Annotated in this window: 13 protein-coding genes; 6 read left to right on the top strand and 7 right to left on the bottom strand. The window is 71.3% G+C overall.

The annotated features are described in order from the left end of the window. Positions 1 to 17: 17 nt before the first annotated feature. A complete protein-coding gene (locus tag ACFHWS_RS21490) occupies positions 18 to 863 on the bottom strand; it encodes an alpha/beta fold hydrolase (RefSeq protein WP_416556711.1) in 846 nt (281 codons plus the stop codon). 212 nt (positions 864 to 1,075) lie between these two features. Here ACFHWS_RS21490 and ACFHWS_RS21485 point away from each other — a divergent pair, with 212 nt between their 5' ends. Together ACFHWS_RS21485 and ACFHWS_RS21480 are read left to right on the top strand one after the other, a co-directional pair. Then, positions 1,076 to 1,756 (top strand): hypothetical protein, encoded by a 681-nt coding sequence (locus tag ACFHWS_RS21485; RefSeq protein ID WP_416556746.1) that lies wholly within the window; start codon positions 1,076 to 1,078, stop codon positions 1,754 to 1,756. A gap of 82 nt (positions 1,757 to 1,838) precedes the next feature. Continuing rightward, a complete protein-coding gene (locus ACFHWS_RS21480; protein ID WP_416568900.1) occupies positions 1,839 to 2,684 on the top strand; it encodes an RluA family pseudouridine synthase in 846 nt (281 codons plus the stop codon). A 92-nt stretch (positions 2,685 to 2,776) separates the two neighbouring features. On the opposite strand, the gene ACFHWS_RS21475 is transcribed toward ACFHWS_RS21480, so the two are convergent. The 4 genes from ACFHWS_RS21475 to ACFHWS_RS21460 all read right to left on the bottom strand — a co-directional run bounded on the left by ACFHWS_RS21475 (position 2,777) and on the right by ACFHWS_RS21460 (position 4,616). Further along, positions 2,777 to 3,100 carry an SDR family oxidoreductase gene (locus ACFHWS_RS21475; RefSeq protein ID WP_416568909.1) on the bottom strand — a complete coding sequence of 108 codons (324 nt, stop codon included), beginning with the start codon at positions 3,098 to 3,100 and terminating at the stop codon, positions 2,777 to 2,779. Next, positions 3,097 to 3,381: an SDR family NAD(P)-dependent oxidoreductase gene (locus ACFHWS_RS21470; protein WP_416568899.1), complete on the bottom strand. Its 285-nt coding sequence runs from the start codon at positions 3,379 to 3,381 to the stop codon at positions 3,097 to 3,099. The genes ACFHWS_RS21475 and ACFHWS_RS21470 overlap by 4 nt, the downstream gene beginning before the upstream one ends. Before the next feature lie 265 nt (positions 3,382 to 3,646). Then, positions 3,647 to 3,838: a DUF397 domain-containing protein gene (locus tag ACFHWS_RS21465; protein WP_416568898.1), complete on the bottom strand. Its 192-nt coding sequence runs from the start codon at positions 3,836 to 3,838 to the stop codon at positions 3,647 to 3,649. Then, a complete protein-coding gene (locus tag ACFHWS_RS21460) occupies positions 3,798 to 4,616 on the bottom strand; it encodes a helix-turn-helix domain-containing protein (RefSeq protein ID WP_416568897.1) in 819 nt (272 codons plus the stop codon). The genes ACFHWS_RS21465 and ACFHWS_RS21460 overlap by 41 nt, the downstream gene beginning before the upstream one ends. Before the next feature lie 157 nt (positions 4,617 to 4,773). Between ACFHWS_RS21460 and ACFHWS_RS21455 the strand changes: the two genes are divergently transcribed. The 3 genes from ACFHWS_RS21455 (at position 4,774) to hrpA (ending at position 10,962) form a co-directional block, all read left to right on the top strand. After that, on the top strand, positions 4,774 to 5,214 hold the full coding sequence (locus tag ACFHWS_RS21455) for a hypothetical protein (RefSeq protein WP_416556716.1): 441 nt from the start codon (positions 4,774 to 4,776) through the stop codon (positions 5,212 to 5,214). A gap of 540 nt (positions 5,215 to 5,754) precedes the next feature. Continuing rightward, positions 5,755 to 6,921, top strand: coding sequence for a phosphotransferase (locus ACFHWS_RS21450; RefSeq protein ID WP_416568896.1), 1,167 nt, complete (start codon positions 5,755 to 5,757; stop codon positions 6,919 to 6,921). A 66-nt stretch (positions 6,922 to 6,987) separates the two neighbouring features. Beyond that, positions 6,988 to 10,962, top strand: coding sequence for an ATP-dependent RNA helicase HrpA (gene hrpA / locus ACFHWS_RS21445; protein WP_416568895.1), 3,975 nt, complete (start codon positions 6,988 to 6,990; stop codon positions 10,960 to 10,962). Positions 10,963 to 10,967: 5 nt separating this feature from the next. Here the strand turns inward: hrpA and ACFHWS_RS21440 are convergent, their stop codons facing one another. Beyond that, the gene (locus ACFHWS_RS21440) at positions 10,968 to 12,134 is read right to left on the bottom strand and encodes a hypothetical protein (RefSeq protein WP_416568894.1); all 1,167 of its coding nucleotides are present in this window, start codon (positions 12,132 to 12,134) and stop codon (positions 10,968 to 10,970) included. 203 nt (positions 12,135 to 12,337) lie between these two features. On the opposite strand from ACFHWS_RS21440, the gene ACFHWS_RS21435 reads away from it, so the two are divergent. Further along, the gene (locus tag ACFHWS_RS21435) at positions 12,338 to 12,889 is read left to right on the top strand and encodes a hypothetical protein (RefSeq protein WP_416568893.1); all 552 of its coding nucleotides are present in this window, start codon (positions 12,338 to 12,340) and stop codon (positions 12,887 to 12,889) included. Here ACFHWS_RS21435 and ACFHWS_RS21430 read toward each other — a convergent pair. Beyond that, positions 12,865 to 15,222, bottom strand: a complete 2,358-nt coding sequence (locus ACFHWS_RS21430) for a putative bifunctional diguanylate cyclase/phosphodiesterase (RefSeq protein WP_416568892.1) — start codon at positions 15,220 to 15,222, stop codon at positions 12,865 to 12,867. The genes ACFHWS_RS21435 and ACFHWS_RS21430 overlap by 25 nt on opposite strands. Positions 15,223 to 15,315: the final 93 nt, after the last annotated feature.

Below are 15,315 nucleotides of genomic sequence, written 5' to 3'. Positions count from 1 at the left end.
TGGCTGGTGAAGACCCGTCAGGGCCGGCCCTCGGCACCGGCCGTCTCGGCCAGGAACGGGAGCATCAGCGCGACCACCTCGTCGGGGAACTGGGTGTGCGGGTAGTGGCCGGCTCCGTCGATCATCGCCACCGTACCCAGGCCGGCAGGCAGCGCCGCGACGATCGCCTCGCCCTCGGCACGCGGGTCGGCCCAGTCCGGGTCGATCGTCCCTTCGATGATCAGTACCCGGCAGCGGACGTTGCCGAGCTGCGCACCGGCGTCGGCCGGGCTGGACTGGCCCATCTTCTGCAGCACCTTCATCCGGCCGGGCTCGCGCAGGCGTGCCTCGGTCCTAGCCAGCTGCTCGGCCCAGTCGGCCGGCCGCTGCCCGGGGAAGGCGACGTCGAGGTAGCGCAGCCACTGCCTGACGCTTCCGAACACGCCGGCGCCCAGCAGCCGGCTCATGCCCTGTCGGTACCGCTTAACGCGCAGGTCACCGAGGCTGATCGACTGTTTGCGGGTGAACGGCGCGAGCTCGACCACGGCGGTGATCAGCTCGGGTGCGGTGGCGGCGGCGATGGTGGCCGCCCCGCCGGAGATCGAGTGCCCGACCAGCACGGCCGGACCGCCCAGGTGCCGGATCAGCGCGACCAGGTCACCGGCGATGTCGGTACGGGAGTACGCCGGCCAGCCGATGCTGGACTCGCCGGTGCCCCGCAGGTCGGTGGCGGCGACCCGGTAGCCGGCCGCGACCAGCTGCGCGACGACGAACCGGTACGCCGTGCGGCTCTCGCCCATGCCGGGCGCGAGGACCACGAGTGGGCCGTCGCCGGTGACCTCGTAGGCGATGCGCCCGCCGTCGAGGGACAGGTACGCGGTCATCGCAACCTCCAGGCTGACAGCTAAATTTGATAGCCCTAAAGCTAACGGCATTAGCCAGCCATGTCAACCAGCACCACCCCACACGGTGCCGCACCGAGGCCAACCGACAACCCACAAACGCGGCGCAGCGTGATCAAACACTGGGCGCAGCGTCACTTCTCGATTAGAATGGGTGTACTAATCCGGCTCCTGACCTGGGAAGGAACGCCGTGATCGCACCCCCTCCTGCCACCGCTTCGACCCCCACCGCAGCACCGACCAACCCCGCCCCGGTCCCGTACGCGACTCTGCTCGGTTTCACCCGCTATGTCGGGCAGTCCGGGCCGGCGAAGGCAACCTTCGTCGGCGGGCTGCGCCGGCAGCGGGTCAGCCGCTCCGGGTTCAACCCACACGGGCAGCTGGTCAAGGCGCTCAAGGCCGACATCCGGTTCCGCACCGGCGGCAGCCACCTGGCCGCCGTGGTCGGTCAGGTCGCCCAGCGCTGGCAGCCGCTGTACGCCACCCTCGTCCCGGGTGCCCAGCGCTACCTGGAGTCGCTGGGAGACCTGAGCCAGGTGGAGCTGGCGCAGACCCACGACGCACTCGGCATGGTCGGCAACCTTCCCGTCAAGGTCAACCCCCACTTCGGCCTGCGGTACGCCGACGGGCACGCCGAAGCGGTCCGGATCCACTTCGACGATCAGCCACCCAGCCCCGACGCGTACACCGCGACCCTGCACCTGATGGCCCGGCACATGGACCAGGTGCTGCCGCACGCCGAGCCGGTCCTGGTCGACCTACGGCGCGGCACCACCTTCCGGCGTCCGGACGTCACCTCCCGCCCCGACCAGGTGGAGCGCTGGCTGGCCGGTGAGGCCGCCGCCTTCACCGCCATCTGGTCCACCGCCGGCTGAGCCGTCCGGCGCATCGCCTCTCGATGCGAGCGCAGGGTGCGCCGGGGGTACGCCGCCACGTGCGGCGTATCCTCGGCCACCGGTGAACCTGTGGACCGAACTTCGCGCCGGTGCCGTCCTGTTCGAGGACGACACCGCCCTGGTGTTGAACAAGCCTTCCGGTGTGTCGGTGATGGGCGAACGGCACGGCACCGACCTGGCCCGCCTCGCCGAGGAGGCCGGTGAGCCGGTCTTCCCGGTGCACCGCATCGACAAGAACACCTCCGGGGCGATCCTGTTCGCCAAACAGCTGCGCCACCACGGCGACCTGACCCGGCAGTTCAACCGCCGTACCGTGGAGAAGGTCTATCTGGCCGTGGTGTCGGCCGCCGCCACCGATGCCGATGCCGCTCGCGCGCCGCTGCCCGACGTCGGCGTCGTCGACCTGCCGCTGAGCGTGGGCCGCAAGAACCGGGTCCGGGTCGCCGGTAACCGCGCCGACATCGGCTTCGACGCCGCCGCCGCGCGCTGGTCGCTCGCCGCCGGGGCCGAGTTCGACCACGTCAAGACCTATCCGTCGCAGAGCCGGATCACCGCCGTCACCGCCGGGTCCGACGGGGGCACCACCGGATCCGGTACGGCGGCAGCCGACGCCACGCACCGGCTGCTCGCCGTCGCGCCGCTGACCGGCCGCCGGCATCAGATCCGGGTGCACCTGGCCTGGATCGGCCACCCGATCGTCGGTGACCCGCTGTTCGACCGGGCCGCCGCTGCCAACGGGGTACGCACCCATCTGCACGCCTGGCGACTCGGCTTCGACACCACAGCCGGCAAGCGGGTCGACGTGACAGCGCCGCCGGACCCCGACTTCTGGCAGCCGGTGTCCGGCGGCGCACCCGCCCGGACCGAGCTGGACCGGGCGTACCAGCGGTTGCGCGGGTCCGGCTGACCTGGCGGACATCCGCGCCCCACTGGCCCGGCAGCGCGTCCGGCGGCTGCGGCGAAACCGTCCGGTGGGGCGCTGCCTCTCCGGGTGGCGGGTCAGCTGGTCCAGCCGCCATCCGAGGTGATGACGGCGCCGTTGACGTTGACCGCCTCGTCGCTGCCGAGCCAGGCGACCAGGGTCGCGACCTCGTCCGGTGCGGCGGTCCGGGTCACGTGACCGGCGAAGGACTTCGACAGTCGCTCGTACGCCCATTCGACCTTCGGTTGGGCGCTGCGGCCGATGTTCGTCTCCACCCCGCCGGGGCAGACAGCGTTGGTCCGGATGCCGTCCGCGCCGTACAGGAACGCCGTCGAACGGGTCAGTCCGATCAGGCCGTGCTTCGACGCCACGTACGCGGACCCGGCGACCGAACCGGTCAGCCCACCGATCGAGGCGATGTTGACGATCGCCCGCCGGGCAGCCGGGTGACCAGTTCGTCGATGTCGGCCTGCACGGTCACATCGGCGGTGACCAGGTCGGCGGCGTGTCCGGCGGCGGCAAGCAGCTTGCCGGTGCCGTCCAGCCCATCGGTGTCGACGTCGCAGCCGACCACCGTCGCTCCCTCTGCGGCCAGCCGCAGCGCCACCGCCCGACCGATGCCGGAGCCGGCGCCGGCGCCGGTGACCAGCGCGACCTTACCCGCGTACCGCTGCTCGGACATGGGTTCCGCCTCCTGTGGCGGCGCGGTCCGGACCGGTCGCCCGGACCCGCCCACGTCCACCCTTTCCCGGTGGGATCCCGGCCAGCCAGGCCCAAGGTCACGACCTTTCGGGCCGACCGGATCAGCCCCGGCCTTCGGAACGTTGATCCGCGCAGTCGAGGGAACCGTCATTGTCGTCAAACCGGCCCGGAGACAACCATGTGGGTGCCCTCGACCGTGGCCACTCGACGCAGGCTCGCGCTGCCACGACCACCGCCAAGATCAGTTAAATGGCATGCTTGGTCGAGGCGACAAAGCGGGACCAGGCCGACGGGGCGAAGGTCAACGTCCCGCCGGCACGGTCCTTGCTGTCCCGGACCAGCACCCGGCCGGGCAGGTTGTCGGCGACCTCGACACAGGCACCGCCGTTGCTGCCGCTACGGGTGGACGTGCGCCACACCGGCTCGCTCATGCTCATCGATCACTCTCAGGATCAGGTCACGGGACTGGTTACAGGGCAGTGCCCGCGCGCAGATCATCTCCCAGGCGAGCACCAGGTGGCGGAGCTTGTCGGCGGTCTCGCAGACCCGCCCCGCGACTTGGTCTTCAATGTACGCCGCCGTTCCGCCGTCCGGCAGGGTCGCCAACACGAACGCCCCGGTCAGGCCCGGATGCAGCCCGGCGGAGAACGGCAGGACGCGCACGTGCACGGTCTGCCGGTGGCCGATGTCGACCAGATGCTCCAGCTGGTCCTTCATCAGCGCCGACGGACCGACCCGCAGCGCCGCCTCGCCGATGATCGCGGTCAGCGGCACCGGGTGCGGGTGTGCCCGCTCCAGCGCCGCCGTCTGCCGCTCCAGCCGCTCCCGGGTCATCTCCTCGATCTGCACCTCGGTGTGCGTGCCGGCGGAGATGACCTCCCGGGCGTACGCCTCGGTCTGCAGCAGCCCCGGGATGAGCGAGTGCTCGAACCAACGCAGCTGCACCGCCCGGGACTCGTTCAGCTTCCACGGACGCATCCACGGAGCGACCGCCTCGCCGCGCGCCTGCTCGGCCAGCCGGCGCAGCTCGTCGCCGGTGCCGAGCGCCCGGTCCAGGTTGACCGCCAGGTCGTCGGGCGGCAGTGAGCGCCCCGTCTCGTAGTGGCCGATCTGCGAACCGGTCACGTGCACCTGTGAGCCGAGCGCGTCCTGCGACAACCCTTTCTCGGTCCGCCGCAACCGCAGGATATGCCGAAACTCATTCACATTCGCCATCTGTTCCCCCACGACGATGAAGTAGTGACCCTATTACCGCCACACATCTTCCTGGCCAGGACACGGATAGTCCAGGGTGGAAGTCAGACCCGGAGGGAATGACCGGCAAGCGTTCCCTCCGGGGCACCCGAATCGCACTCTCCACGTAGGGGGAACAGTGCCCAGGAACGATGGAATCGGCGGGACGCCCCGGCTCGCCCGGTACACCTCGATCGGTACGCCACGCAATGTCGACTTGACACCGAACCGGCCTCCGCTGCCGAAGCGAACCCCTGGGCAGATCGACCCGGACCGCGACTGGCCGTTCCAGCTCAACGGCGCTCAGCCACGCTCCGCCGCGCTGGAAGCGGCGATCCGGCAGGCGAACGAGACGGCTCGTACGCATATCCCGAACCGGACCACCGGCGAGTGCCACCGGTGCGGCGGGGTGGTCGCGCCGTGCCGGCCGTCGCTGCGCGCCCTCGCCATCCTGGACCGGTGGGACCCGAGCTCGGCGCGACGGGTCCGGGCGGTGCTGCACCTCTCCGGCCTGATGCCGGCCGGCTATCCGCACGACAACGCAGGCAACGACCAGGGTGACGACGTCAACGACGAGTGACCAGCCCCCGTAGACACCCGGGGTGCTCCGCTCCCCCGCTCGCCGCGACCGGTCCCATGACGGTCCTCTCCCCAGCCCCCGTCCGGGAGGGTCCGCCACGACGGCCGGTCCAGCGCGGCCGACCGGCCGCGTTCCCTGCCCGGGAGGCACCACCGAATGGGCGGGCGACGGAGCACCCCGGGCCATTCCCGACGTCCGCACGGGATCCTGGCGCATCGATCCGCACGGGATCCTGGCGCATCGATGTGAGGCTGAGATACCTATTCCGCGCCAGATAACGTATCTCAGCCTCACATCGCGGAGCGGCCGGGCGGGGAAGCGGCGGGGGCGGGAAGCGGGGAGCGGCGGGCAGAAAGCGACGGACAGCGCGCGGGGCAGTCGACGGCAGCGCCGTGGCCGGTTAAGCTCACCGGCAGCGCGTCGGGGATCGCGCCGAGACTCGCCGGAAGGCTCGAAGCCACCCCAGGTCCGAGGTTCGAGCGACGGACGCCGGAGCTCTGAATCCGCCCGTGCGAGTCCGGGCGCAGAGCGAGGTTTCCCGTGAAGACGCTCCCCGACAATCCGCACCTGGATCACCTGCGGCAACAGGCCAAGGAACTGCTGGCCGGGCTGCGTGACGTCGATCCGACCGCGACCCTGGCCGACGCGCAGGCGGCGCTGGCCGGTCAGTACGGCTTCCATACCTGGCCGGAGCTCAAGGCCGAGGTCGACCGGATGCACGGGCAGGCCGACACCGCCGACCCGTCGCTTGCCCGGGCGGTCGCGGACCGCTTCGACCTGGGCAGCGTCGCCGGCCCGATGCGCTCGCTGGCCCGCCCGGACGACATCGGTCGCCGCTGGTCGATCACCACCGACCGGGGCCGCTTCACCATCCGTACGATGGACACCTGGCTGCCGATCGTCGACGCCGACACCGACGTCGCCCTGCAGCTGGCCGCCGCAGCGGCCGGTGTGCTGCTGCCGACCCCGGTACGCAGCCGCGACGGCGAGGTCGTCGAGTCCGTAGGTGGTCACCGGTGGCGGGCGTACCACCAGCTGCCGGCCGGGCCGCCGCTCGCGGCCCCGGTGAGTGCGGCGGTCGCCGGTGCGGTCGGCGACGTACTCGCCACGCTGCACGGCCTGGCGTTGCCGGTCGACCGGGTCAGCCCGTGGCACGCCAGACGGCTCGGTCCGGCCAGTTGGGCCGGGCTGGCGGCCACCGCGACCGCCCGGCAGGCACCCTGGGCCGGGCAGCTGGCGGCGGCGGTGCCGGCCCTGGAGGACCTGGCGGCGGTCGGCCGCGACGTGCCGGTGCCGGATCCGGTGCTGACCCACAACACGCTCGGGCCGGCGCAGACCCGGCTCGCCCCCGACGGTCGCCTCGTCGTCGTCGGCTGGGAGCACTCCGGTGGCCAGCCGCCGGCATGGGAGCTAGCGAACGCACTGCTGGACTGGGCGGTCGCCCCGCACGGTCGGGTCGACGCCGTCGGTGCGCGGGCGCTGGTCGACGGCTACCGTCGGCGGGCCGGTGGCGTGCCGACACGGTGCCTGGCCGATTTCCGGGGCGCGGCGACCGGTCTGGTCAACTACGTGTACGAGCAGGTCGAGGCGGCGTTGGCGGCGGAGACGACCGAGGATCGGCGGTACGCCGACCGCGGCGTCCGCCACCTGCTGACGCACCTGCCGACCCGTACCACCTTGGAGCGCCTGCTCGACGCGGTGGCCTGAGCCAGGGACGGGTGGCCGGAAACCCAGGCGACCGGGCGAGGGGCGGCGGGTATCGTGGGCAACGCCATGAACCCGCCCTCCGCCGCGCGCTCCGCCCCTGAACTGCTGAAACTCCTCCCCGAGCTGACGCTTCGTGACGAGCGGCGGCTGCGGCGACGCCTCGACGGAGTGCGCAAGGTCCGGGATCCGCAGGCCCGGCAGTCGGCAATCGACGAGATCGCCAGCGCGGTAGCGTCGGCCCGGCAGGCGGTGCAGCGGCGGCGGGACGCGGTGCCGCAGGTCAGCTACCCCGCCGGGCTGCCGGTCAGCGAACGCGCCAGGGACATCGCAGCGGCGATCCGCGACCACCAGGTGGTGATCGTGGCCGGCGAGACCGGCTCGGGCAAGACCACCCAGATCCCGAAGATCTGCCTGGAGCTGGGTCGTGGGGTGCGCGGGCTGATCGGGCACACCCAGCCGCGTCGGCTGGCCGCCCGTACCGTCGCCGACCGGATCGCCGACGAGCTCGGCACCACGCTGGGCGACGTGGTCGGCTACAAGGTCCGGTTCAACGATCAGGTCGGCGGCCAGACCCTGGTGAAGTTGATGACCGACGGGATCCTGCTGGCCGAGCTGCAGCACGACAAGATGCTGCGCCAGTACGACACGTTGATCATCGACGAGGCCCACGAGCGCAGCCTGAACATCGACTTCATCCTCGGCTACCTCAAGCAACTGCTGCCCCGCCGCCCCGACCTGAAAGTGGTCATCACCTCGGCGACGATCGACCCGCAGCGCTTCGCCGACCATTTCAGCGAGCCGGGCCGGCCACCGGTGCCGGTGGTCGAGGTGTCCGGGCGTACCTATCCGGTGGAGGTCCGCTACCGGCCGCTGCTGCGCGAGACCGTCGACCCGGACGACCCCGACGCCACCCCGGGCACCGTGACGCTCGACCAGGTCGACGGGATCGGCGCGGCGGTCGAGGAGCTGGCCGGCGAAGGCCCCGGTGACATCCTGGTCTTCCTCAGCGGCGAGCGGGAGATCCGCGACGCCGCCGACGCGCTGGGCAAGCTGGTCGCCAACCGGCCCCGGCTGCGCGATACGGAGATCCTGCCGCTGTACGCCCGGTTGTCCGCCGCCGAACAACACCGGATCTTCCAGCCGCATCCGGGCCGGCGGGTGGTGCTGGCGACGAATGTCGCCGAGACGTCGCTGACCGTGCCGGGCATCAAATACGTGATCGACCCGGGTACGGCGCGGATCTCCCGCTACAGCAACCGGCTCAAGGTGCAGCGGCTGCCGATCGAACCGGTGTCGCAGGCGTCGGCCAACCAGCGAAAGGGCCGCTGCGGGCGCACCTCCGACGGCATCTGCATCCGGCTGTACGACGAGGCCGACTTCGAGTCGAGACCGGAGTTCACCGATCCGGAAATCCTGCGGACCAACCTGGCCTCGGTGATCCTGCAGATGACGTCGATCGGGCTGGGCGACATCGCCGCGTTCCCGTTCGTCGAGCCGCCGGATCGCCGACAGATCACCGATGGCGTCGCGCTGCTGCACGAGCTGGGCGCGATCGAGCCACCGTCGCCGGGCCTGCCGCCCCGGTTGACCCAGGTGGGCCGACGGCTGGCGCAGCTGCCGGTGGATCCCCGGCTGGGCCGGATGGTGCTCGCGGCCGAGGGCAACGGCTGCGTCGACGAGGTCGCGGTGATCGCCGCCGCGCTGTCCATCCAGGACCCCCGGGAGCGGCCGGCGGAGCAGAAACCCCAGGCCGACCAGGCACACGCCCGGTTCGCCGATCCCGAGTCCGACTTCGTCGCGCTGCTGAACCTGTGGCGCTACCTGCGGGAGCAGCAGCGGGAACGCTCCGGCAGCGCGTTCCGGCGGATGTGCCGCGCCGAGTTCCTCAACTACCTGCGGGTCCGCGAGTGGCAGGACATCCACAGCCAGATCCGGCAGGTGCTGCGCGGGATGAACGTACCGGTCGACCGGGGCGGTGAGCCGGCCGCGCCGACCGCCGTACACCAGTCGCTGCTGGCCGGCCTGCTGTCGCACGTCGGGGTGAAGGATCCGGCCAAGCCGGAGTACCTGGGTGCCCGGGGAGCCAAGTTCGCGGTCTTCCCCGGCTCGGCGCTGGCCCGCCGACCGCCCCGTTGGGTGATGGCCGCCGAGCTGGTCGAGACGTCCCGGCTGTGGGCCCGTACGGTCGCCAGGATCGAACCCGGGTGGGTCGAGGCGCTCGCCGGTCACCTGGTGAAACGCTCGTACAGCGAGCCGCACTGGGAGAAGAAGCAGGCGGCGGTGATGGCCTATGAGAAGGTCACTCTGTACGGCGTACCGCTGGTCGCCGGACGTAAGGTGACCTTCGGCCGGGTCGATCCGGCGCTGAGCCGGGAGCTGTTCATCCGGCACGCCCTCGTCGAGGGCGACTGGCACACCCCGCACCGGTTCTTCCACGACAACCGGGCGTTGCTCGACGAGGTCGGCGAGCTGGAGGAACGGGTCCGCCGCCGGGACATCGTGGTCGACGACGAGACCCTGTTCGAGTTCTACGACCAACGGCTTCCGGCCGAAGTGGTCTCCGGCCGGCACTTCGACAGTTGGTGGAAGAAGGCCCGCCGGGACCGGCCCGACCTGCTCACCTTCGACCGGGACATGCTGGTCAACCAGGGCAAGGGCCGCATCGACCCGGCGGACTTCCCGGACGAGTGGCACTCCGACGGGGTGGCGCTGCCGCTGACGTACCGCTTCGAGCCCGGTACCGGGACCGACGGGGTGACCGTCGACGTGCCGTTGGCGATGCTCAACCAGGTGCCGGACGACAGTTTCGACTGGCACGTGCCCGGGTTGCGGGAGGAGCTGGTGGTGGCCCTGATCCGGTCGCTACCGAAGCAGCTGCGCCGCAACTTCGTGCCGGTGCCCGACTTCGCCCGCGCGGTGCTGGCCGCCATCAAGCCCGGCGCCGAGCCGCTGCTGGACGCGCTCGGCCGGGAACTGCGGCGGCTGACCGGCGTCGTGGTGCCGCACGACGCCTGGGACCTGACAAAGGTGCCGCCGCACCTGCGGGTCACCTTCCGGGTGGTCGACGAGAACGACAAGCCGCTGGCCGAGGGGAAGGACCTGGCCACGCTGCGCCGCGAGCTGACCACCGAGGTACGCAAGGTGGTGGCGGCCGCCGCGCCGGACGTGGAGCGGCGCGGGCTGCGCGAGTGGACCATCGGCACGCTGCCGCGCAGTGTCGAGCAGGACCGGGTCGGCTACCGGATCACCGCGTACCCGGGTCTGGTCGACGAGGGTGCCAGCGTCGCGGTCCGGGTGTTCGACAGCGCCGCCGTGCGGGACCGGTCGATGTGGGCCGGCACCCGGCGGCTGCTGCTGCTCACCCTGCCGTCGCCGGCGAAGTTCGTCTCCGGCCGGTTGTCCAACCAGGACAAGCTGGCATTGAGCCGCAACCCGTACCGCAACGTCGTCGAGCTGCTGGACGACTGCGCCGGGGCGGCGGCGGACCTGCTGATGACGCAGGCGGGCGGGCCGGCCTGGGACGCCGAAGGCTTCGTCGCGCTACGCGAGCAGGTCCGCGCCGGGCTGGTCGACGTCACGGTCGAGATCGTTTCCCGGGTACGCCAGGTGCTGGCGGCGGCGTACGCGGTGCAGCAACGGCTCGGCCGTACCACCGATTTCGCGCTGGTGGCCGCGCTCACCGACGTCCGCGAGCAGCTCGCCGCCCTGGTCTATCCGGGGTTCGTGACCGCCACCGGGTACGCCCGGCTGGCGGACCTGCCGCGCTATCTGACCGCGATCGAACGCCGGTTGGAAAAGCTGCCGCAGAATCCGCGCCGGGACCGCGACCAGCAGGCCAGGATCGACACGGTACGCCGGGAGTACCAGCAGATGCTCGACGGGTTGCCGCCGGCCCGGCACAACACCGAAGCCGCCCGGCGGATCCGCTGGATGATCGAGGAGCTGCGGGTCAACGTGTTCGCTCAGGCGTTGGGTACCCCGTACCCGGTGTCGGAACAGCGGATCTACCGGGTGATGGACGAGGCCGAGCAGGCCGAGTGAGTCAATCAGTTCCGTTGCAGGGTGAGCACAGACAGCCCGGCGACGGCGTCGATGTCGTACCGGTCGGTCGCGCCCGCCCAACCCTGGCCGGTGAAGACCGCCCCGGGGGCGATGCCGTCGTGGCTGCGGGTGTCGATGGTGGCACTGGCCGCCCCGGACCCGAACCGGACCTGGGCCGGCGGCCCGTCCGGGGCGTTGATCACGAACTGGTTGGCACCGCCGGTCATCCGCACCGGCAGGGTGCCGTCCGGCGCGGGCAGGGACAGCTCGATGCGGGCCGCCCCGCCGACGATGTCCACTCCGCTCAGTTCAGCATCGGTCAGGTCGATCGAGTGTTCCGCGACGCCGCCGGTGAGCCGCAACTGCCAGCGCACCGACGAGTGCAGCTCGATGTCGACGACACCGGGCCCGGGCTGGTCGTTCGGCACCAGGTGCAGCTTGATCCGGTCGCCGTCGGCGATCACCCGTGGTTGCACGTCGGCGTCGATCGGGGTTCGGATCCGGTACAGGTCGTCGCCGAGGTCGGCGGCCCGGATGCTGACCGTCGTGGTACCGCTGACCAGGTTGAATTCGGCCTGCTGTAGTTCGCCGAGCGGGCCGGTCACCAGGCGTTCGGTGGCGGGCTCCGGGGCGACGGTGGCCGGGTCGACCGCATCGGAGCCGGCGGTTGGCGACGGGGAGTCGGCGGCCGGCGACGGGGAATCGGCGGTTGGCGACGGGGAATCGGCGGCCGGCAACGGGGAATCGGCGGCGACGGTGTCCGAGGCGGTCCGCAGCGTGTCAACGACGCCGGCCCCGACCAACGCGGCGACGAGGAACAGCGCCACCAGCCCGGTGACGACCATCGCTAGTCGGCGCGGACCGCGACCGGTCGGCACGGACATGTCTGGTTCCGAGTCGAAGGACGGTACCGCCGGAGTGACCGGTTCCGGTCGGTCCAGTTCCCGGGCCAGCCACGGTGGCGGCGGCACCAGGCGCGGCGGCACGGTCACCGGCTCGTCGAGGTCGAGGCGCTGCGGGTTGTTGGCCGGTTCAGGTGGATACCCGGCCGTGGGACCATGCCAGGCAGGATCGGGTCGCCGCATCGGATTGGGTTCCCGTGCCGGCGCTGGACCCTGCACCTCGCCGAGTTCGATCGCGGCTGGTTCGCCCCCCTGTGCCGGTCGCTGCATGACTGCCCCTCCTCGGCGTTCGCGGGCGCGGCGCACCGTTGTGCCCGTACAGCAGTACGCAGCCGGACGTTGCGCGGATCGATGCCGGTGCCGGAAAGTTCCGGCCGCCGGCCGCAACCTGACCTTGGGCTCAGCGGTCACTCATACTCGGTGGCAGGGCTCGCGTCCACCCCCGCCTACCGGCGCGGGCCCGGAGGACAGTGATGCGCATTCAGGTCGAAACGAGCATCCCACCCGAATTGTCCGAACCAACCTGGCAGTTGTACACCACGGCGTTCGACGAACTCCGGGTCACCGCGGTCCAACGGCACGTGATGTACCGGGTCGAGTTCGACCAGGTGCTGAGCGACACCCGGGTGCTGAAGTATCTGGGGCGCGACGACCGGTCCCCCGATCTGCTGACCGCGCTCGCCACCTTCACCAACGAGCTGGAGTCCATGCCGCTGATCTCCCCGGACTACTTCGCCCACCGCTGGCCGGACCTGTACGCGCAACGCCGGATCTGGTACATCGGCTTCTTCGCCGTCCATCCGCGGTACCGAGGCAGCGGCATCTTCGAATCGGTGATCGCCGACATGTGGCAACGCGTGCAGGACAGCGACGGGGTCGCGGCGTTGGACATCTGCCGCCGCAACGACCAGATCGGGCTCGGCCGGGCCATCCATCAGACCTTGGGGACGTTGACCGAGGGAGCGCGAGCGACCCGGCTGGACGAGCAGACGTTCTGGCTCTACGAGTTGCCGCCGCGCCCCTGAACCTGTCCGGCAGCCGGCACCACTGGCCCGTCCACCGGGTCGGCGGGTCGGTCTGCCCACCGTCGGGCGAACTCAGCCGGGCCGACCGGCTCTCCCCAGAGCCTGCCCTGCCCGAACAGCACGCCGAGGACGGCCAGCACGCCCTGCTGCAGCGGGGTCTCCACCCCCTCGGCGACCACGGTCAGGTGCAGGGCGCTGCTCATCGCCACCACCGCCCTGACAATCTCCTCATCCTTGGCGCTCTGGCCGAGGCCGGCGACGAACGCCCGGTCCACCTTGACCCCGGTGACCGGATGCTTGCGTAGATAGCCCAACGCGGAGAACCCTGTGCCGAAGTCGTCGACGACGACCCGAATTCCCCGCTGCCGCAGGTCAGCCAGCACCTGGCCGGTCGCGCTGGTCGGGTCGATCATCACCGACTCGGTGATCTCCAGGACGACGGCGGAGGCCGGCACCCGGTGACGGTCGAGCGCATCGTCCAACGCCCGGATCAGACCCGGGTCACGCAACTGGCGGGGCGACACGTTGACCGACATCCAGAAATCTGCCGTCACCGTGCCGTCCGCCCGCCACTGTGCCAGTTGCCGCAACGACCGGTCGAGCACCCAGCGTCCGATCGGGCCAATCAGCCCGGTGTCCTCGGCGATCGGGATGAACACCGCCGGTGAGATGCTGCCCCGGCCCGGGTGTTCCCAGCGCAGCAGTGCCTCGGCGCCGATCAGGCTGCCGCTTTCCAGGTCGACGATCGGTTGAAAGGCGATGCGCAGATCGTCCTCGCTGAGGGCGATCCGCAGGGCCTGTTCGATCTCCACCCGCTCGCGGACCCGCTCGTGCATCGACGCGTCGAACATCACCCAGCGGCCGCGACCGTCGGCCTTCGCCTGGTACATGGCCGTGTCGGCGTCGCGCAGCAACGCGTCGGCGGTCACCGGCGGATCGTTGCCCGCGCCATCGTCGTCTAGGTGGGTCCCGGCGATCCCGACCGAGACGGTGATCACCGCCTCGACCTGCCTGATCCGCAGCGGTTCGTGCACACAGTCGATGATCCGGTCGGCCAGCGCCACGGCCTGCGCGCGGCTGCCCAACTGGACCACGACGAACTCGTCCCCACCGACCCGGGCGACCGTCGCCGCAGCCGGCAGCGCCGCCCGCAGGCGGGCCGCCATCTGCGCGATCAGCTGGTCGCCAGCGTGGTGCCCCCACGAGTCGTTGACCAGCTTGAAGCCATCGAGGTCGAGGAAGAACACCCAGACCCCGGCATCCGCTGGCCGACCGATGGTGAGCAGCCGGCGCACCTCGGCGGCGAGCATCAACCGGTTCGGCAGGCCGGTCAGCGGGTCGTGGGTGGCGCGGTGTTCGTAGCGCCGTTGCGCGGCGGCGTACCCCTGGACGGCGGAGACCGCCCGCATCATCAGCAGCACTACCATGGCGGCGCCGCCCACGCCGAGTGCCAGCCGGTCGGCTGTCGACCGGCCAGAGACGAAGACGGTGAGCACGAACGGCGCGGCCAGCGCCGGGCCGATCAGCAGCAGCCGCTGCCAGGACCAGGCCTGCACCGGCAGTCGGGCCGCCTGGCCGAGGTCGACCACGGAGGGGTGCAGGGCGGCGGCGCCGATCAGCAGGAAGCCGAGCATGAAGGGCAGATCCAGCAGCCGGGATCCGGTGAGCTGACCGGAGACTCCGATGATGGCGTACAGCACGTCGCCGACCACCAGCAGACTCATGGAGGCGACCAGTAGCAGGTAGCTCGGCCGCCGTACGGCGGTGGTGAAGGCCAGGCTGACCAGCAGCAGGATCAGGATCACGTCGAAGATCGGATACAGCGCGGCGAGCGCCGAGACCAGGGCCGGCCGGTCGGTGATGCTGCCCGCCGGCACCGCCAGCAGCAGTACGGAGCACAGCGCCGCGCCGATGAAGACGATCAGACCGTCGATCACCGCGTGTGACGGCAGCCGGCCCCGGGTGCGCAGCAGCCCGGCCAGGCCGAGCAGCATGAACAGGTAGCCCGGCACGGTGGCGGCGTCGGCGGTCAATGCGTACGGCCCGTCCTGCTCGACCGCCCACGGCCGGGCCAGCGCCCCGGTGAGGAAGCACACGCAGGCGACGGCGAGCAGCCGCCAGGCCCAGCGGGGCTGGGCTCGGTGCCAACGAGGGCCCAGGGTCACGGCGAGCGCGCCACCGACCCCGGCGACGGTGAAGGCCGGTCCGGCGATCATCGGCGTGTCGAACGCCGCGTAGAGCGCGGCGGCGACAACGCCGAAGGCCAGGAACACCAGTGCCGGCAACGACGACGACAAGGCCCGTCCCGTCCCCGGCGCTGCGGGTCGCGTCACGATGGCCCCTGCGCACATGTCATTCACCGGCTGATTCGTCGAACAGGCCGACACCATACCAAGGTGACGGGGCGGTCAGCCTGGTCAGGCCGG

The organism is Micromonospora sp. LOL_013, from assembly GCF_048060315.1.
In the GTDB taxonomy this organism is placed as follows: Bacteria; Actinomycetota; Actinomycetes; order Mycobacteriales; family Micromonosporaceae; genus Micromonospora_E.
Note: the sequence above shows the minus strand (reverse complement) of the source record. Positions and strands in the feature narration are given on the sequence as shown.